This is a genomic window from Butyrivibrio sp. AE3009, from assembly GCF_000420845.1.
Classification (GTDB): Bacteria; Bacillota; Clostridia; order Lachnospirales; family Lachnospiraceae; genus Butyrivibrio.
This window is the reverse complement of the sequence record NZ_ATVS01000024.1, coordinates 1-20,209: the sequence shown is the minus strand read 5'-3', so window position 1 is coordinate 20,209 and position 20,209 is coordinate 1. Positions and strand designations below refer to the sequence as shown.

The following is a 20,209-nucleotide window of genomic DNA, read 5'->3' as shown; positions in this document are numbered from 1 at the left end:
GCATTGTGAATAACAATAGTTATTAAAATTATTCCTTACCACTCCAGCAATAAGTACACAGCTTACAGGGCTCAAGAGGAATAGCTTCCACCATATCGTCGAGACGATGGTAGTGAAGTGATGTGAAGTTGAGCTCTTTTCTTATTTCCTCAAGCATTGCCTCGTACTGAGGTGAATCGGGATCGGTGTACTTGCGGATGGCCTCTTCATTGGGTGAAGGATAACCCTCAAGCTTCTCGATAACACGTCTTGTGATAAGCTCCATCTCGGAGTTGGATCTTGAGAAGTTCAGGTATTTACAGCCGTAGATGAGAGGAGGGCAGGCAGGTCTGATGTGGACTTCGCTGGCGCCGCTCTTGTACAGGAACTCTGTGGTCTCTCTAAGCTGCGTTCCTCTTACGATGGAGTCATCGATAAGAAGAAGGCTCTTGTTGTTGATGAGCTGATTGATGGGAACCAGCTTCATCTTGGCGATAAGATCTCTTCTGGACTGCATTGTGGGCATGAAGGATCTGGGCCAGGTAGGTGTATATTTAACAAAAGGTCTTGAATAAGGGATTCCTGAGGTGTTGGAATATCCGATGGCATGTGCCACGCCGGAATCCGGAACGCCTGCAACAAGATCGGGGTGAAGGCCCCTTTGCATATCTCGCTGGGCCAGCTTGGCTCCGCAGCCGTATCTTACTTTTTCAACGTTAAGGCCCTCATAACAGGAAGCCGGGAAACCGTAATAGATCCAGAGGAAGGTACAAATGCGCATCTCATCAAAGGCAGGTGCCACTATTTCAACACTTTCGGGAGTAATATATGCTATTTCACCGGGACCAAGTTCCTTGTAGTGATCATAGCCCAGATTCAGATATGAGAAGCTCTCGAAGCAGGCGCAGAAGCCGTCGTCCTTGTGGCCTATCTGAATAGGAGTTCTGCCGTACCTGTCTCTTGCTGCGTAGATGCCCTCGGGAGTCATAAGAAGAAGGGACATGGAGCCCTTGATGACCTCCTGAGCGTAACGAATACCTTCGACAATGGTTACTTTCTGATTGATAATGGATGCCACCAGCTCGGTGGGATTGATGTCGCCGCCGCTCATCTCAAGGAAGTGAGAGCGATTGTCTGCAAAAAGCTTGTTGGTGATCTCATCGATGTTGTTGATCTTGCCAACGGTAGTAATGGCAAAGGTACCGTGGTGTGATCTTACGATCAGGGGCTGGGGCTCAAAATCAGAGATACAGCCAATTCCCAGGTTACCCTCCATTCTCTGAACATCATCTTCAAATTTAGGTCTGAAGTAGGACCTTTCGATGTTGTGAATAGAACGATCGAATCCGTTTTTCTTACTGTATACTGCAAGTCCGGCACGACGTGTGCCAAGGTGTGAGTGATAGTCTGTGCCGTAAAAAAGATCGAATACTGCACTTTCACGAGATGCTACGCCAAAAAAACCGCCCATGGAATCCTCCTATGTGTTACTTTTTTAGTTGCCTTGTGTATTTTAGCACATAAATTTTATTTTTTTAATATGTATAAACAATGTTTAACTGGAGAATAGAGCTTGTACGATGATATAATGTGAATGAATATACGCAAAAATGTACGTTTGTTTTCCGGGATGCAGAGGAACGGTCATGATACTGGAAACGTTACAATACTATTGGCCCCGAATATTGCTGGGCGTGTGGTTTGCATTTGTCAATTCCTCCATTACGGCAAGAAGGGGCAATAAGAAAAATTTTATAAGGGATTTCCTCATTCTGTTTTGCTTTTCCTGCACAACGGTTGCTATTGTAAATGAAAAGCTGTCAGGCTTTTTGTTTGAGCGCTTTTATGCACATGCCATTGCGAGTTATTCATCAGATACACAGACGGTGATCTTTTTGGCCTTCAGTCTGTTCAATGATGTAATATCCCTGATACTTCCCATATATTTATTCAAAAAAGTCATACACGAAAGATTTACGGTCGCTGCCACAGTATATTTGATGTATGTCATTCTGGACAGAATGTGCCTTTTAATGGCGGTATCGGCCTTTTCTTACTTTGCCATCCTGCTGATAGTCCTTATCCTTGGAGTTGCCCTTTTTACCAAAAGGATGCAGTTTGTGGTCGATCACTCAGACAGCATAGAGTGGGAGCCGGTTATGCATTACCAGCTGGGACTCTTTTTCCTTCTGGATGCGCTATATGCGGTTTATTATGTTTTTCCGGGGATTATTAATGGAAAACTGGATCTAAAAAATCTATGGATTGATTCCATTGTTATTGTATCCTTCGGATTCTTCATAGGCTTTACGCGTTTAAATATCAAAGCATCCGGGGAACGGGCTGAGAAGCTCAAGTATATGCAGGAACTCCAAGAGAGCGAGAGAAACATTATCATGAAGTTCTCTGAGATATCCGAGGCCAAAAGCGGTGAGACAGGTCAGCACGTCCGCAGAGTTGCGGAGTATTCGGCGCTTCTTGCAAAGGAATACGGATTTAGTGATGATGAGGTGGGACAGATAAGAATTGCATCAATGATGCATGACGTAGGTAAGCTTCTTGTTCCCAGGGAAATTATTGAAAAGCCCGGTAAGCTCACCGATGATGAGGTTAAGATCATGAGGCTTCATACTACCTATGGAGATAATATCCTGTCTAATTCAAAGGGGGAAGAGATCGTGATGGCCCGGCAGATTGCAGGTCAGCACCATGAGTGGTGGGACGGAAGCGGATATCCCAAAGGTCTGTCAGGGGATGAGATATCTCCGTATGCTCAGATTGTGGCTGTGGCAGATGTATATGACGCCCTTACCAGCAGAAGATCCTACAAGGAACCCTGGGACAGCGAAGCTGCAAGACAGGAGATTCTGTCCCAGAGCGGAAGTCAGTTCTCACCGATAGTTGTGGAAGTCTTCGACAGGAGCTTTGACAAGATCCTGGAGATTCAGAAGACTTATGCTGATGAATAGGTCAGATTATCTTCTTGACCTTAAAGAAGACAAGGCTTCCCACAACAATGGCAATAGATAATATAATGATCACAGGGTAACCGACCCTGGACTCCAATTCCGGCATATACTTGAAGTTCATGCCATACCAGCCTGCAATCAGGGTAAGAGGCATGAAGATTGTTGTAACCACTGTAAGGACGGTCATGATGCGGTTCTGTTTAACATCCAGCTGGGACTGATAGAGGTCGTTGAGCTGGATGGTGTAGTCACGAAGGTGGGTGGCGGCGTCATAGAGCCTGTCCACACGGCTTGAGAACATATGGAAATATCTGAGGTTGTCCTCGTCAAAAAAGCCGTTCTCATTTTCCTCAAGCTCCTGGCCGAAGTCCTGAAGCTGTTCATAGTGAATCCGAAGGTCACGGATATCGCCGCGAATCTCGTTGTTTCGCTGAATAGGAGCTTCCTCGGCATTGGCCATAATTTCTTTTTCTATAGAATCAAGTTCTCTTTCATATCTCTGCATTATCTGCAGGTCATCGTGAATCAGCATTTCGAGAAAATCATACAGAAATCTTTCAAGGGAGGGCTTTCTCCACTTTTTGTTTCTCTGAATACGCTTAACCAGAGAAAGTGCGCTTTTTCCCGCATCTATGAAGACAATGCCCGTCTCATCCAGGGCAAAAGAGAATTTCTGAACTTCATCTGCAATTGCGGACTGGGCCGGAATACAGAAGGTTCCGGTGAGGGAGTCGAAGTTAACCTCGGCTTTGGTGGTGAGGACATCGTCAAGGCTCAGGTCAAAGTCTATGCCCATGTCAAAGTTCTCGCTCTGTTCCTGCCACTGCTCGGGAGTAAGAACCGCCACATAGGGTGAACCTGCGTCGTGACACTGCTCTGCGCTGCATTCTTCCAAAGTATTTCGAATCAAATAGTACATGGCTTTTCCTCCCGGGATAAAAATATCTAATGGAAGTATAGCATTATTTGCTGTTTCCTTCAAAATAAAGTAGTATAAAACGCCTGTTTTACTGTATACTTAAAGGCTATACCAAGCTAAAATGTTGCTATATTCTGGCCGGAGGGCAATCATAAAAGGAAGGTTGGGGAAAATGGAAAAGAACGAGGAAAAGACTCTCCTTAAGTCTTACAGGGAGGATGTGGCTGAGTTTCTGGAAGCGGCACCAAACTATCATATAACTACAATAGTTTCAGTGCCGCATGCACTTGAGATCAAAAAGCAGCTGCAGATTCCCGGAATGACACCGGGGAAGTATTTCAGGGAGAACAGTGAGCTGTACAGGGGATGGATTGATGAAGAGCTGCTGGAATCCTTTTACTATGCCGTTGATAACGTTATCTATTGGCAGCATGTTGACAGAAGCGACCGCAGAACCTTAAGAGACCTGTGCTATGCAAATAACGTGGGGAAAATAGCCAATGTCATCGCTGACTTCCATGATCATACGGGGGGCAAAAACGATGCAAAGAGCCTTATGAACAGCAACGGCTATATTATCGCAGCCGAGCTGGACAGAGGTAACAAGGAACTGGAAGATCTTATTGAAGAGCAGATAATGGAAGCCGGCGGACAGGTCACCTATAGCATGATCCGCGGCATTATGATGAGTAAGAGCACCAGGCTCTATGAGGCTCTGGGCAAGCTCCTGGTGGCTGCAATGCTTCAGGAGGGGCTTCGCCAGGCTATCTGTGAGTGTATGGACTGTGGTCGTGAAGAGGCCTTCCTGTATTTCTATAAGATTCTTATCGATAACGATATGTTCAGATTCTCCTCGGTGGTGAGAGCCGGAGGAACCTGGACAGGACTGATCGATCCTTTTGACAGCAGAACCCATGAGAGAGTCAGCAAAAAAATGTTTGAGCTGTGCTATGAATATCTGACTGACAAGGATGCTCAGAAGGCAGCGCTTGCAGGAGAGGATTCCATGCAGGTATTTATCGCACTGTGGTCACTGGGATGCCACAATGCAGGTGACAGCAGCGCTGCGGCCAAGGAGCTCTTTAAGAGCGGTACTCCTCATCAAAGGCTGGTTGCAATGTACTATCTGTTATCCCTGCATTTCCACGACGGCTCCGTTATAGAGGCTGTGAGATGCCACAGTGATGAGCTTGCCCTGATGGCATTTGCGGTAAGGGATATTGAGCTTAATGCATGCTCTCTCATCTGTCATGTGGTGGGAAGTACTTATGCATATGCTTATATGAACGATGATGATAAAAAGGAGCCTATCCGTAAGGGCTATGCTGCTCCTACAGAGCTTTTCGGTGATGTGTCCGGTTATAGGGAGCTATATGATCTTTTTTACGGCATTTATAAAAATATGCCAAGCAAAAAGATGGAATTTTCACCCTGTGTGTTCCCCTGGCACAGCGAAAAACTCACAAAATCCGATGTACTTGTGATAATGGCATATCTTGCCAGCGCCATGAAGGACACCGCCCTTGGTGATGAAGTACTTGGAATGCTCACGGATATTGGTGGAAATCGCGGAAGAGTCTTGGAGCTCCTTGCGGCGGAGCCTTCCACAGATATACAGAGAAAGACCGTACTTGCTATGGTAAGTAACGCCGACACTGAGACGAGAGCTGTTGCCCTTCGTATTCTTGAGACAATGGAGCTTAGCGATGCTGAGTACGGCGTACTTGAGGACATTCTTAGATTAAAGAAGGCCGATATGAGAAACAAGGTCATCGTTTTCCTCTACAACAAGCGTACAGGGCAGGAGCTGCAGGATATGCTAAAAAGGCTCCTTTCGGCAAAATATGAGGAGAAGCGCCTTGGAGGCCTTAGTATTATCACTATGCTAAGGAAAGATGAAGCAAGAAAAGAGGAGTTCCAAAAGGCCCTGCCTCTCCTTGACCTGATCACCGACAAGACCGACCACGAGAAAGTATTAATAGATGAGATTACGGCCGGAACTCAGGCAGAGACTAAGATAGAAGAAAAACAGTTGTTATTTGATCCGGACGCTTCCTACACGCCTTCTTTTGATGAGAAATGGATAGCTGAGTGCAAAAAGACGTTTGCATCGGTTTTCCCGAATTCTGTTATGGCAGAAGAAAAGACATCTTCGGATGAATACACAAGACTTCTTAAACCCCTTCAGGAGCTGGACGATCTTATTGAGAAAAATAAGCATCTGGAGTGCATTAACTGTTTCGGAAATACCTGCCTTCTCGAGAATCTGGAAGCGCTTCATTACAGGGTAGATGATGCAAGCGGCGCTACGCTTGAAAGTGGCTATAATCATGAGGAGCTGTGGAAGGATTTCTACGAAAGTAAGCTCGGCAGTGATTACAGCCTTGTTCTGAAGCTCTATATGATGATGACAGGCAAAGAAAATGATGATATCAGGGACTTTTTTGATAAGCCTATGACGGAACTCTTTGGCGAGGAATACCGGCAGTCAGTAACCCTTAAGCATGTTACGGTTGTCAGGCTGGTTCTTAGGTATCTTGAGGAACAGTACAGAGATAAGGAGCTTGTAAAACAGCTTGCTGTGGCCATTTCGCACTGGCTTGTCACAGATTGCAGCCATCCTCTCAGCTATCATTATGAGACCGAAGATTACTGGACCAAAAAGACTGTCGATGAGCATTGCAGTATTTTAGAGCTTCTTTTAATGAAATACTTCATGGGTATTTATTACAATCCGGTGGAGGATTTTGACAGACTGTTCCCGCTAAAATATGCGATTACTGAGAAGGCTGAGCTTGAGGATTCCAGGCATAATTGTCGTGGCTATTACGGTGAATACGTTGGTAGCGGCATCAGAACACTCACAATCGATGATTATATTAAAGCCTATGAAGCCGTGCTTATTTCCCACAGCTTCCTTGAAAAGTACTTATGGAGCGAGAAGATGATCAAAACCTCCGTTGGCACTGTTTCCGATTATGTAAGGAGCATAAGGGAAAAGGGTAAATCCGTTACCGGAAGAAAGAGATACTACATTAGCCACAATATCGATTACTACTTCTATTACAAGGATAACGATGAGAAGAATAAGAGGCTGGATGAGATAGTTAACGACTGCTACGACAAAATAGTTCCTGTCATTATGGAAGCTGAACTTACAAGAGGCGATATGGCTTCCGAATACACGAAGTGTGTACCTGATCTTCACCGTATATACGGAACCGAATATTTTGTCAGGATTCTGGCAGCTCTTGGTAAACAGAAGCTCAAACCCGCCGATACCATTAACATGTCCTACAAGAATTACACTTTGAGCAGAGTGGGAAGTCTGGGACATTTATTGGAGGTCTGCATCCCTGCAGATGGAGAAAATGCCGATACACTTAGGGCTGCTCTCAAGGGCACAAAGATCTCTGACAAAAGGCTGGTGGAGGCAGCGCTGTTTTCTCCCGAATGGATAGACATCGTGGGAGAATATCTTGGCTGGGAGGGCTTTACTTCCTGTTGTTATTATTTCATAGCTCACATGAATGAATATTTTGATGATAAGAGGGCAGCAATTATAGCCAAGTTCACACCTCTTTCCTCCTGGTCTCTCAACAGAGGCGCATTTGACAGTCTGTGGTTCAAGGATGTATATGCCACAATAGGAGAAGACAGGTTCAAAGAAATCTATGACGCCGCCAAATACATAAGTAACGGTGCCAAGCATACCAGAGCAAGAAAATACGCGGACGCAGCTCTGGGTAAGCTTGAGATCGAAGAGGTATGCAAGGAAGTTGAAGATAAGCGCAACAAGGACTTGCTCATGGCCCTTGGAGCAATTCCCTCCAAGACACCGGATGACCTTAGAGACAGATATGTTTTTATCAGGAAGTTCGAAAAAGAGAGCCGGAAGTTCGGCGCCATGAGAAGAGAGAGCGAGCAGACCAGCTCTCAGATGGCTATCAAAAATATGGCCCTTGCTAACGGCTATAACGATGACATGCGTTTTATCCTCAAGATGGAGAGCAGTGTTTCCGAGGGACTTCTTGGTTTCTTTGAGCCTCACAGGATTGATGACGTGGAGGTATTCCTTGAGCTCGACAGCACCGGCAAGATAACAAATGCCTGCATCAAGGATGGCAAAAAGCTAAAAAGTATCCCTTCATCTCTTAAGAAAAACGAGTATGTTCTTGAACTTACCGAGGCTAAGAAGACTCTTACAAATCAGGGTTCAAGAAGCAGATATATGTTTGAAAATGCCATGGAGGAGGAGACTCCTTTTACCATCGGAGAACTGAGAGACCTTGCCAAGAGCCCTGTTATTAAGCCTGTTGTAAGCACGCTGGTTCTTAAGACCGCAGATTCGTACGGATTCCTCGAGGAGTTGTCAGAACTTAAGGCAGATACCGAGGTACTTATCGCTCACCCCTGGCATCTGTATCAGAGCGGTGTGTGGCGCGATTATCAGAAAAAGATATTTGACCTTCAGATCAGACAGCCCTTCAAGCAGGTATTCAGAGAGCTGTATGTGAAGACTGAGGAGGAGATGGAGCAGCTTCGCACTCAGCGCTTTGCCGGCAATCAGATACAGCCCGGGCGTACGCTGGCGCTTCTGCAAGGAAGACGTTGGGTTGCGGACTATGAGGACGGCCTTCAGAAGGTTTATTACAAAAAGAACATCATTGCTTCAATATATGCAATGGCTGACTGGTTCTCCCCGGCTGATATCGAGGCACCAACCCTTGAATGGGTGGGCTTCTATGACAGAAAGGGCTTTGGAGATAAGAAGATCAAGGAGGTTCCGGATATTCTTTTCTCTGAAGTAATGAGAGATGTGGACCTTGTGGTCAGCGTAGCCCATGCAGGCGGTGTGGATCCGGAGTTCTCACACTCAACTATAGAGATGAGAAAGGCCATTGCTGAGCTTACTCTTCCTCTGTTCAAGCTGGATAATGTAACATTTACCAAGACCCACGCCATCGTTCAGGGAAGCAGAGCCAGCTATACAATTCACCTCGGAAGCGGCGTGATCCATCAGGAAGGCGGCCCTATGATCAATGTTCTTCCTGTTCACTCACAGCACAGGGGCAAGCTCTTCCTTCCCTTTTTGGATGATGATCCCAAGACAGCTGAGGTGATCACCAAGATCCTGTTCTTTGCTCAGGACAAGAAGATCAAGGATCCGTTTATTCTTGACCAGATCAGATGACAAGGTGCATGCAAAAAGTAGTTGTATCTTCAAGATATAGTCAGTATCATGTATAATGCTATTTATACTAAATCTATCTGACAGGAGAACAAACAAGCATGTGCAAATTTTGTGAGAAAAAAGCAGCCGGAGATATCTTCGGCGAAGAAACCATATTTTTTGAGAAGATCCAGCAGGAGGAGGGCTTGTTTTTAGTGAATTCACTCCAGTTAGACCCTGACAGCAAGGAGCTGGCACTGGTACTAAGCAGTGAAGACGGCAGGTTAGACAAGGAGTTTGTTAAGTCTATTAAATATTGTCCCTTCTGCGGAAGAGAGCTCTGATCATCAAGAGAGTGGAACTGAAACTATTAGGTTTGGTTCCACTCTTTTTTACATATTCATGTATAATTGAAGGTGCTTATGTTTTTAATAATGGGGGAAAGGAAAAGAGATCATGAAAAATAAGTTTAACGAAGGATGGAGATTCCTTAAGACCGAATACGGCACGGATTATCAGACCGCAGCGGCGAAGGCAGGCTCCTTTGAGGAGGTGGAGATACCTCACGATTGGATGATAGCCGATGCCAATAATCTGTACAAGGATAATACAGGCTGGTACTGTAACAGCCTTGATATTGCGGATACCTCCGGGAAGACTTTTCTGATATTCGACGGAATCTACATGGACAGCGTTGTGTATATAAATGGGATTGAGGCAGGTCAGTGGAAGAACGGTTATTCTCAGTTCGTTCTTGATGTGTCGGATTATGTGAAACCGGGACAGAACACCGTTTATGTGGGAGTAAACAGCAGATACCCTAGCGCCAGATGGTACACCGGCGCCGGGATATATCGAAGTGTCTGGGTCAAGGAAGTAGCGAGTACCTATATTCCGGAAAACGGTATATATATTCATTCGGAAAAAGAGGGAAGTGGTTTCAGAGTTAAGGTTAAGACAGAGGTGCTGGGAACAGACGCAGACAGAGCGGTTGTTTCCTACGCTCTATTTGATGACAGAGGTATAGAACTAGAGCTGTCCAAGCAATTTGGCGGGGACGACGGCAAAGACGTATCTTTCCTTGTAAATGCTCCTAAGCTCTGGAGTCCGGAAGAGCCTAATCTCTATGAACTTAAGGTGGAGCTTAAGCTTGATGGAGAGTGCATACAGGAGGAGAGTGTCAGAACCGGCTTCAAGGACCTTAGATTTGACCCTGCAGAGGGCTTTTTTGTAAACGGAGAATACACCAAGATCCAGGGTGTGTGCATACATCATGATCTTGGCGCTCTGGGCGTCGCTTTTGACAAGAATGCCATGAGAAGACGACTGTGTCAGTTCAAGGACCTTGGAGTTAATGCCATCAGACTGTCTCATAACGTCTATGCTCCTGAGGTATTGGACCTTGCGGATGAAATGGGCTTTTTGATCGATTCTGAGGCCTTTGATATGTGGGAGAGGGCTAAGACAGACTATGATTATGCAACGTTCTGGGAAGAGTGGCATGAGAAGGACGTGGCAAGCTGGGTAAGGCGCGACAGGAACCACGTCAGTGTATTTATGTGGAGCATAGGAAATGAGATCTATGACACCCATGCTGATGAAAGAGGTGTAGAGATCACTAAGGAACTTAGGCATCTCGTTGAGATACATGATCCTCTTAAGAATGCGCTGGTTACCTCCGCGTCCAACTACATGCCCTGGGAGAATGCCCAGAAATGTGCACAGGAGCTGGAGGTTGTGGGTTACAACTACGCGGAGAATTTCTATGAGAAGCACCACAAAGAGCACCCGGACTGGATAATCTACGGAAGCGAGACCTATTCCATTGTACAGAGCCGTGGAATCTATCATTTTCCGCTGAAGGAAAAAATACTGTCGGATTCCGATCTTCAGTGCTCATCCCTTGAGAACAGCACCACCAGCTGGGGGGCAGAGAGTATTGAATCCTGCATCTGCTATGACAGGGATCTTAAGTATTCGCTTGGACAGTTCATATGGACAGGCTATGACTATATCGGAGAGCCTACGCCCTATCAGACCAAGAACTCCTATTTTGGCCTCATCGATACCGCGGGATTTCCCAAGGATGCTTATTATGTATGGAAATCAGCCTGGGTCAGCAGGGATAAGGACCCCTTTGTTCATATTTTCCCATATTGGGACTTTAATGAAGGCCAGTCGTTAGATGTAAGAGTAGCCAGTAACGGCTGCAAGGTTGAGCTGTTTCTTAACGGAAAGAGCCTTGGAGTGCAGGAGCTGACCCATGAGAGGGGAAGCGGAGACCATATCATAGGTGATTACAGCGTTATCTATGAGAAGGGTACCCTTGAGGCTGTTGCCTATGATGAAAAAGGCGTTGTGATAGCAAGAGATGTGAGGAAATCCTTTGGCGACGCAGCATCTTTAGGTATCAAGGCCGGCAAGGAGAATTCCTTCGGAGACCTGATATTTGCTGAGATATGCGCGCTTGATGCAGAGGGTAATCCCGTTGAGAATGCCAATAATTATGTCCATGTGGCGGTTACGGGAGGAAGGCTCATTGGACTTGATAACGGCGACAGCACCGACTATGACAGCTACAAGGCTGATACCAGAAGGCTGTTTGGTGGCAGGATGCTGGCCATTATAAGACGTGATTCGGAAGATACTGAGGTGAATATACTGGCGTCACTTTCAGAAAATAAGGATATCAGAGCCATTAAGCTTGTTTCCGACAAGGGACAGAGCCTTGGACCGGATTCCAAAACTATTGTTGTTACAGCCAATACGCTTCCTTCAGATGCACCCGCTCAGAACCTGGTATTCAGAGCGCTCAACAGTAAGGGCACCGAGTCCAATCTTGCCAAAATTGTGGTTAACGGCAATACAGCAGAGGTAACAGCGGTAGGAGACGGCTCCTTCAGATTAAGGTGTGAAGCCTATAACGGCGCAGACTCCGTTAAGGTTATTTCCGAGCTGGAATTTGAAGTCTCAGGAATCGGCACAGCTTACCTTGATCCTTACGGATATATCTACGGAAGTTCCTATACCTCAGCTATAGGAAGGACCGGAGCCGGCAATGAGCAGGGCGTTGCCAGCTACAGAGACGAGGAGACGGTTATTTCCTTCGAGGGTGTTGACTTTGGTAAGGACGGCTCTGATGAAATAACGGTTGATATCTTTGGGCTTTCGGATGATCCTTATGATTTTGAGATATGGAAGGGAATTCCCGGAAGTGAGGGAGCAGAGCTTATCGGCAAGGAAATTTATCACAAAAAATCCATCTGGAACGTATACCAGCCCGATACCTGGACCTTGAATAAGAAGCTTACAGGAATTCAGACCGTAAGCTTCAAGGTGTTCGATAAGGTGCATATTAAAGGATTCTCTTTTGAGAGGAAGCTTAGGGCCTATGAGGGAGTAGGTGCAATCAACGCAGAGTCGGTATACGGCGACAGCTTTACGCAAACCGCAGATGCTGTGGAAGGCATAGGAAATAATGTGACCCTTAATTTTGGTGTGCTCGACCTTGGAGAGGAAGGCCCGGAGAAGGTTACAATAACCGGCAGAGCGCCCAAAAACGCCAACACCATCCATCTTCGTTTTTATAATGAGGAGACAGGGCAGGAGTACAAGGAGATACTTGAATTTCCTCAGAGTAAGGAGTATACTTCACAGACATTTGGAATAAATAAAAGACCCGGAAATTGGGAGACATCATTTATCTTCCTTCCGGGCAGTAACTTTGATTTTAAGGCATTTATATTTGGATGATGGCAGATTACCGGATCATCAGAGATTCTCAATGGCATTGTTAAGAGCACTGTTTACTTTGGCGCTCATTTCATCGGAGAGTTTGACATTCAGCATGTCTACAACTCTGTTGTCAATGGAATAACCAAGGCGGCTTGCATGTTCCCTGAAGTCGTCCTTGTGGGTGTTCTCGTAGCTATTGCGCATGTTTTCGCCAAGAGCCTTGGTAGCATTCAGTGAATCATAGGCCTGTGCAAACTCTTCACCGAATTTCTTCTTGGACTCTTCATCAAGAGATGCCGCGGAGATTGCAGATGAAGCGCTCTGATTTAAATATGTATTTGTAATACTGTTTGCTGCTGCTAAGAACTGAAAATCCATACCAGAATCCTTTCTTTGTTCCAACTCTCAATGACTATATCGGCAGCAGGCGAAAAAAATTTAGAGGTAAAATATGAATAATAAAAAAATCTATGTAGACTTTGATGACTGCCTTTGTGAAACCGCTCTGGCCTTCACATTTATTGCAGACAGACTCTTTGGAAAAAAGGTTCCCTACGAGGAAGTACGCTTTTTTAACTTACAGAAATCCTTTGACCTTACTAAGGAGCAGTACGAGGAGCTGATGATCGAGGGACATCGCCTAGAGACACTTTTGTCTTATGAAGAGACTCCCGGCGCATCAAGGGTTATCAATGAGCTGATAGACTTAGGACACGATGTCAGCATCATAACGGGACGCCCCGCCAGCGCCTATGACGCCTCCAGACAGTGGCTTGATGAGCATGATCTTAAGCGCGTACGTCTCTATTGCCTTAACAAGTATGGCAGGGACTCTTTTATCAAAAACAGTGAGTTCAATCTGGAGCTGGAAGACTATTACAAGATGAAGTTCGATTATGCCATTGAGGATTCACCCATGGCCTTCAAGTTCTTCGATCATCTGCCGGACCTTAAAGTAATGGTCTTTGACAGACCCTGGAACCGTGAAGCGGATCTGCCCGGCGATAATTTCTATCGCTGCAATAACTGGAAAGAGATAAGGGAGCGACTCTTTGAAAACAATTAACGACAAACATAAGGTAGGAGCAGCATAATGACAATAGAGACAATGATAACAATAGTAAAAGAGGCAGGAAATATCCTGCTGACAGCCAAGCGCCCCAAGATCATGGAGAAATCCGGGCATGCGAACTTCGTGACAGAAACAGACGAAAAAGTTCAACGTTTTCTGGTGGATAGATTATCGGCTGTATTACCTGAGGCTGAATTTCTTGGAGAAGAGGATGGACAGGACGTTTTTTCCGCTAAAATGGCCAGTGGCTACTGCTTTGTAATTGACCCAATAGACGGAACCTCGAACTTTATCTATGAGTACAGGCCATCAGTGGTGTCTGTAGGACTTTTGAGAGACGGTAAGCCTTACATGTCGGTTGTGTATAATCCTTATGATGACATGATGTTCTCTGCAATCGCAGGTCAGGGAGCCTACATGAACGGGGAAAAGATAATGTCCTCAGAGGCACCACTTTCTGAACAACTTGCCTGCTTTGGAACAGCGCCTTACTACGAGGAGTACAGAGACAGATCCTTTGACATTGCCAAAAAGCTGCTGCCTCAGTGCGTCGACCTTCGAAGATCCGGAACAGCTGCCTGGGATATGTGCTGCGTGGCTCTTGGAAGGTGCGGTCTGTATTTTGAACTCAAGATCCAGATATGGGACTACGCCGCAGCTGCGCTGATAGCCATGGAAGCAGGCTGTAGTGTCACTGACATTGAGGGTAAACCTCTTTCCTACACAGGTGCTTCATCTACGCTTTGCATGGGAAGGGGCGTAAAAGATATTCCGGAATGTTTTAAGCTTGGAGTGTGATAATAAGAAAATGGACAATAGATTCGAATGGGCAAGAAAACATGATGAGGTGGTAAGCGCAGTTACATCCCTGGGATTTCCCGGAGAACTGGGAGATCAGATTGCAAGGCAGCTTGGGAGCCCTAAGGCGATGGAGCGGATGCTTGCATATCTCTACAACGTGAAGCCCCGCAGCGCTGAACTTATAGTGGATGAAATGCTGGCTATCTGTAGCGATGTGGACAGATGGAGAGACAAGAAGGCAGCTGAGGAAGCCAACGCAAGGTATAATGAGATTTTGTACTATGGACTTGGAGGCGACGAGGAATGAGTTCAATTTTGATCAAGGATACGACAAGGGAAGAAAGAGAGCGGATTGTAGCTGAATCAATCGGTAATATCAACGGCAGCTGCGATGGCTGTAGCTCGGGACTTATTGAAATGTATCAGCCCTATATCGATGGAATTAAGGAGATTCGTGACATCAACATGGAATTCAGGGCTCATTACGAGTCCGGTGTGGATGGACCTGAAAAGGCTGATTGTGGTTACAAAATGTGATTCATAGGGACTAAGCAGCTTAGCCTTTTTTGAAGATAGAGGGTGAGATATGTATTCAGAGATAATAATCAGTGTGAAAGATAATACTGATGAAGTATTTGAGAAGCAGGTGAAAATGCTTCAGGAACGCCATCATGCGAAGGTACTACGAATGGCATTAGATGAGGCTTCCGGCTATATAGAGAAATGTTCATCGGATATTCTTTTTATAAGCGATGATGCGGATATGCTTTCAAAGGCTCGAACTGCCGGACTTGCAACGAACGATCCTAAGGTAATGAGGGAATCCTATATGAAGGCAATGGATATGCTTAAGACAATGGGGATGTCCCATTGTCCCGGAAATACATGAGAGTAACGAGGAAAGAAATGCTTAATAACAATCGATTAAAAGAAAACCGCACAGTGAGTGCGATAGCATTGAATATGCTGCTGGCGGCAGTAAGTTTGTTTGTAAACGGTTTTGGTGTATATCTTACAATACAGGCAAATATTGGCGCAGGCCCCTGGGATGTACTTAACCTTGGCCTATCCAAAACACTGGGAATTCTCTATGGAACCGCATCTGTCGCAGTATCTTATGCAATTTTGGGAATTGATATTGCGTTAAAAGAGCCCATAGGAATAGCCATGTTCATTGATGCTTTCGTTGTAGGTAAATCAGTGGATTTTTTTTACAGAATTAATGTTGTACCAAAGTGCGATTCGCTTCTGAAGGGCGTTGTGGTCATGTTAATAGGGCTGGTGATCATGGCATACACACAGTACACCTACATGAGCGCATCCCTTGGCTGCGGCCCCAGAGATACACTGCTTGTTGCACTGGCCAAGAGAGCAAAGAAGATACCTATCGGTGCGGTAAGCATTGCACTCCTTAGTCTGGCAACTCTCATCGGCTGGCTCCTGGGTGGACCTGTAGGCATCGGTACCCTTATATGCGCTTTTGCTACAGGCCCGATAATGCAGATGGCATTTACATCCGTGAAGTTTGACGCGACACGCATTCACCATCAGCACCTTGCGGACTCAGTGAAGGTATTCGTGAGCAGAAAGGCTGCGTAAAAAAGTCAGATTTTATAAAAACCCAAAATACTAACTAAAGGTTATATGTTAATTCTATTTTAGCCATCGTAAAATTTTTTTACGGTGGCTTTTAGTTTGGAGTGAAATTTTTTTCTTATGTGAAAGGTGGGATTTTATGAGTAAAAAGCTATTGGCAAGATTGTTGTCGCTGACTTTGTGTGCTGGTATGGTGTTACAGCCTGTAACTGCTTATGCAGGACAGGAGGTCGGTGAAGCGGACGAAGCAGAGGAAGTCGTTGTTGATGCACCTGACGAGGAAGTTCCTGATGAGGAAGTTTCTGAAGCAGAGGCTCTTGAAGTAGTTCCGGAGGCTTCTGTGCTTGATTCGGAAGCTTCGCTGTTGATGGCTGCTGAACCTGAGGATGATGATCCGATAATTCCGGAGCCTGAGATACGTACAATTTCCGTTGATAATGTGTTATCCAGCCTTAGGGATTCTTATAAGGTAAGTGACCCTCTTCCCACAGTTTCTTTTGAATCTGATGAGAGAGCAATGGAATATTCTTTCGTTACATGGCAGGTAGATGCCAGAATCAAATGGGTAGATGTTAGTGGTGGCAATTTTTCACCGGGAGCATCTTACAGAGTTCGTATGGCTGCTACTATTGCAGAAGGTTCTAAGGATACTTGCAAAATAGACCCGAATTTCAAGCTTGTTGTCAATAAAAAAGAGTGGCAGCAAGACGGCTTCCAGAATGACGCAGAAGGTAATGTTGAGACAATTTTCTTTGTATCTCCTGCAATTACTGCAGAGGAGACTACGAAAACAACTATTTCTTCCGTGACAGTAAATACTGATCCGGAGCTTACCTTTGTGATTGCTGATTATGGTTATTGTATTGAACCGACATTTATATCAGAAACAGAGGGCATAAAGGCCACATTCGTTAAATGGCTGAAAAAGACCGAAGATGACAGCTGGGAAGACTATAACGAAGAAAGATTTGATGTAGGTTATTATAAGGCGCAGTTTGCTATAGTACTTGATCCGGAGTATGAAGACAAATACGAATTGGACTGGGATTGTTCATGCAATTATGAATCAAGAGAGTGTGAGTATGAATCAAGGGAAAGTATTCTTGGCGTCCGTAAAATAGTATTTAATTCACCTGTATTTTATTCGAAATATGTTTATGGAAATAGCATAAGCAGAATAAGATCGAAGGATGGCATTATATATTTTGATCCTTACAGAGGTGCAAGCAAATATGAAGTAGAGATCAATAAAAAATTATATTATACAGAGGAGCCTTCTTTTGACGCCGCAAAAGCTTGTTATGAACAAGAACTGCCATTTGGACTGTACACTGTATATATAACTGCTGTAGATGAGGAGATGAAGCCGATTTCCAATGGCTGTCCTCACACTTTCACTTATAATATCTTATCGGAAGAGGGCAAGAAGCAGATTTCGACTATCGAGGCCACTTCGAACATCGCAGATATATTTGTGGATGGAGAGAAATATCAGGAGCCTACATTTAGCGGACCTGCGCCTGTAACCTTCATGAATATTCACTGGCAAAAGTATTTGCATGAGAATTTTATTCCTGTCACATCAGATGACAAAGATTATTTCTCAGAGGGACAGTATCGCTACAGAGTGCTGCTCCATATTGAAGGTAGATACTTTAATACCCATGAATTTGCGGAAGACCCCAAGCTTATCGTTGACGGCGTAGAATGGACCTGTGAAAGCAAGGCTCTATTTGACGATGGGAAAATAATGAATATATTTTTCCTGTCACCTGTATATACCATTGGAGAAGACCCTGAGCCTGAACCGGAAGAAATTAAGGGAACCTGGAAGACCAAATGGGGCGCTACCTACTTCATAACAGAAGACGGTGAGACCCTGACCGGCATGCAGAAGATTGGCGGAGATTTCTATCTCTTTAGTGAACGCGGAACTCTTCAGACCGGCAAATTCTATACAGAGAATGAGAAGACTTACTATTTTGGCAAAGACGGCAAGAGGATAACAGGCTGGATGACTAAGTGGTCTTCAACTTATTACTTTGATGAAGAAGGTGTGATGCAGACCGGGTTTACAGATATTGAGGGTTATACCTATTACTTCAAGGCAGATGGAAGGTTCGTACATACCGCCTGGATTACTATAGGTGATAAAAAATATTATGCCAAGTCTGATGGAAAACTTGCTAAAGCTGAGACCATCACTAAGTGGGGCAAGAAGTATAGCTTTGATGCAGACGGAGTATTGATACAATAAAACAGTCAGATAAAATACAAGACACTAAAAGAACTCCAAGGCGCATGCCTTGGAGTTCTCAGACTGTAGACAAAGTCCACGGCATTTGCCGTGGATTTTTCTTTATAAAAGTGCCGGAAACTCAGTATTTATCTGGGCTTGAGGCACTTTTTCTGATATAATAGAAGTATCAAAGTTGGGGATGGGGATTGCCTTTATGATGACTTCTAATACCGAAAGAAAGCGTGAACAAATGCAGTTTGTGAGCATGGACGATCTGGTTCCACAGGACCACATGCTCAGGCTTATTGATAAAGCCATCGACTGGTCATTTATATATGATCTTGTTGAAAATAAGTATTCTTCAGACATGGGCAGACCCAGCATGGATCCTGTCACTCTCATTAAAATCCCTTTCATCCAGTATCTATACGGAATCCGCAGCATGAGACAGACTATCAAGGAAATCGAAGTCAACGTTGCATACAGATGGTTCCTGGGCCTGGAACTTAACGAGCCCGTCCCGCACTTCTCAACATTTGGAAAGAACTATACAAGACGTTTCAAGGACACAGACCTCTTTGAGCAGATATTCCAGCGTATTCTCGAAGACTGCTACCGCTTCAAGCTTGTTGATCCTACTGCTGTCTTTGTAGATGCCACTCATGTAAAAGCCAGAGCAAACAACCGTAAGATGCAGCATAAACTGGCAAAGCAGGAAGCACTGTTCTATGAAGAAATGCTCAGGAAAGAAATAAACGAAGACAGAGCTGAGCACGGCAAGAAACCTCTTAAAGATAAAGATGATGATAATGATAAAGGCACAGGTGGGCATGATGATTTCAGTGATTTTACAGACGATGTGCCAAAGGATACCAAGAAAGTAAAATGCAGCACTACCGATCCTGATAGTGGATGGTTCCACAAAGGTGAACACAAGAATGTATTCGCATACGGTATAGAGACTGCCTGTGATAAGAATGGATGGATTCTTGATTATACAGTTAATCCAGGCAATGAGCATGACAGCCGTACATTCAAAGGGCTATACGATAAGATTAAGGATATTGGTGTTGAAACTATCGTTGCAGACGCAGGCTATAAGACGCCGGCCATAGCAAAACTCCTCATAGATGATGGCATCAAACCACTTCTCCCATACAAGCGTCCAATGACAAAGAAAGGATTCTTTAAGAAATCTGAGTACGCATACGACGAATACAATGACTGTTATGTATGCCCTAATGATCAGGTACTGGAGTATTCAACAACAAATCGTGATGGATACCGGGAATACAAGAGCTGCGGAAAGGTCTGTGAAAGCTGTCCATATCTCGAGCAGTGCACACTCAGTAAAAACCATGTAAAGCTTATAACTCGTCATATCTGGGAAGATTACATGGAAGAATGTGAGGATATAAGGTATACAGAAGGAATGAAGGATCTCTATTCTCACAGAAAAGAAACAATAGAGAGAATCTTTGGAACAGCTAAAGAGAACCACGGATTCAGATATACGCAGATGTATGGCAAGGCGCGGATGGAAATGAAGGTCGCGCTTACCTTTGCGTGTATGAATCTGAAAAAGCTTGCAAGAATCAAGCATGAATGGCGGTTAGAGATGGCCTGATAGAGGCCGTTTCTATCCTTTATTATCAATAAAACACTCGCGAAAAAGAAAAATGGTCTTGAGAGCTACGCTCTCAGGACCATTTTGTCTACAGTCTGA

At 44.8% G+C, this 20,209-nt stretch carries 15 protein-coding genes; 12 read left to right on the top strand and 3 right to left on the bottom strand.

Annotated elements, in window-relative coordinates; genetic code table 11:
- Positions 1-28: 28 nt before the first annotated feature.
- The gene (locus tag G588_RS0112450) at positions 29-1,450 is read right to left on the bottom strand and encodes an amidophosphoribosyltransferase (protein ID WP_022779067.1); all 1,422 of its coding nucleotides are present in this window, start codon (positions 1,448-1,450) and stop codon (positions 29-31) included.
- A 175-nt stretch (positions 1,451-1,625) separates the two neighbouring features.
- Here G588_RS0112450 and G588_RS21630 point away from each other — a divergent pair, with 175 nt between their 5' ends.
- The gene (locus tag G588_RS21630) at positions 1,626-2,948 is read left to right on the top strand and encodes an HD-GYP domain-containing protein (protein ID WP_196804981.1); all 1,323 of its coding nucleotides are present in this window, start codon (positions 1,626-1,628) and stop codon (positions 2,946-2,948) included.
- A gap of 1 nt (position 2,949) precedes the next feature.
- Here the strand turns inward: G588_RS21630 and G588_RS0112440 are convergent, their stop codons facing one another.
- Positions 2,950-3,867 carry a magnesium transporter CorA family protein gene (locus G588_RS0112440; RefSeq protein WP_022779065.1) on the bottom strand — a complete coding sequence of 306 codons (918 nt, stop codon included), beginning with the start codon at positions 3,865-3,867 and terminating at the stop codon, positions 2,950-2,952.
- Positions 3,868-4,039: 172 nt separating this feature from the next.
- On the opposite strand from G588_RS0112440, the gene G588_RS0112435 reads away from it, so the two are divergent.
- From G588_RS0112435 to G588_RS0112425, 3 genes are all read left to right on the top strand, one after another.
- Positions 4,040-9,061 carry a DUF4132 domain-containing protein gene (locus G588_RS0112435; RefSeq protein ID WP_022779064.1) on the top strand — a complete coding sequence of 1,674 codons (5,022 nt, stop codon included), beginning with the start codon at positions 4,040-4,042 and terminating at the stop codon, positions 9,059-9,061.
- 98 nt (positions 9,062-9,159) lie between these two features.
- The gene (locus tag G588_RS0112430; protein ID WP_022779063.1) at positions 9,160-9,384 is read left to right on the top strand and encodes a hypothetical protein; all 225 of its coding nucleotides are present in this window, start codon (positions 9,160-9,162) and stop codon (positions 9,382-9,384) included.
- A 112-nt stretch (positions 9,385-9,496) separates the two neighbouring features.
- On the top strand, positions 9,497-12,793 hold the full coding sequence (locus G588_RS0112425) for a glycoside hydrolase family 2 TIM barrel-domain containing protein (RefSeq protein ID WP_022779062.1): 3,297 nt from the start codon (positions 9,497-9,499) through the stop codon (positions 12,791-12,793).
- Positions 12,794-12,811: 18 nt separating this feature from the next.
- On the opposite strand, the gene G588_RS0112420 is transcribed toward G588_RS0112425, so the two are convergent.
- Positions 12,812-13,153 carry a hypothetical protein gene (locus G588_RS0112420; protein ID WP_022779061.1) on the bottom strand — a complete coding sequence of 114 codons (342 nt, stop codon included), beginning with the start codon at positions 13,151-13,153 and terminating at the stop codon, positions 12,812-12,814.
- Positions 13,154-13,226: 73 nt separating this feature from the next.
- Between G588_RS0112420 and G588_RS0112415 the strand changes: the two genes are divergently transcribed.
- The 8 genes from G588_RS0112415 to G588_RS20145 all read left to right on the top strand — a co-directional run bounded on the left by G588_RS0112415 (position 13,227) and on the right by G588_RS20145 (position 20,110).
- Positions 13,227-13,841, top strand: coding sequence for a 5' nucleotidase, NT5C type (locus G588_RS0112415; RefSeq protein ID WP_022779060.1), 615 nt, complete (start codon positions 13,227-13,229; stop codon positions 13,839-13,841).
- A 27-nt stretch (positions 13,842-13,868) separates the two neighbouring features.
- Complete coding sequence (locus G588_RS0112410) at positions 13,869-14,645, top strand: inositol monophosphatase family protein (protein ID WP_022779059.1); 777 nt, start codon at positions 13,869-13,871, stop codon at positions 14,643-14,645.
- Positions 14,646-14,655: 10 nt separating this feature from the next.
- Complete coding sequence (locus G588_RS0112405) at positions 14,656-14,955, top strand: hypothetical protein (RefSeq protein ID WP_022779058.1); 300 nt, start codon at positions 14,656-14,658, stop codon at positions 14,953-14,955.
- Complete coding sequence (locus tag G588_RS0112400) at positions 14,952-15,185, top strand: hypothetical protein (RefSeq protein WP_022779057.1); 234 nt, start codon at positions 14,952-14,954, stop codon at positions 15,183-15,185. The genes G588_RS0112405 and G588_RS0112400 overlap by 4 nt, the downstream gene beginning before the upstream one ends.
- Before the next feature lie 49 nt (positions 15,186-15,234).
- Complete coding sequence (locus G588_RS0112395; RefSeq protein WP_022779056.1) at positions 15,235-15,537, top strand: hypothetical protein; 303 nt, start codon at positions 15,235-15,237, stop codon at positions 15,535-15,537.
- A gap of 17 nt (positions 15,538-15,554) precedes the next feature.
- A complete protein-coding gene (locus G588_RS0112390; RefSeq protein WP_026668759.1) occupies positions 15,555-16,247 on the top strand; it encodes a YczE/YyaS/YitT family protein in 693 nt (230 codons plus the stop codon).
- Between the two features lie 136 nt (positions 16,248-16,383).
- Positions 16,384-18,501 carry an N-acetylmuramoyl-L-alanine amidase family protein gene (locus tag G588_RS0112385; RefSeq protein ID WP_022779054.1) on the top strand — a complete coding sequence of 706 codons (2,118 nt, stop codon included), beginning with the start codon at positions 16,384-16,386 and terminating at the stop codon, positions 18,499-18,501.
- Between the two features lie 196 nt (positions 18,502-18,697).
- Positions 18,698-20,110: an IS1182 family transposase gene (locus tag G588_RS20145; RefSeq protein WP_155830783.1), complete on the top strand. Its 1,413-nt coding sequence runs from the start codon at positions 18,698-18,700 to the stop codon at positions 20,108-20,110.
- Positions 20,111-20,209: the final 99 nt, after the last annotated feature.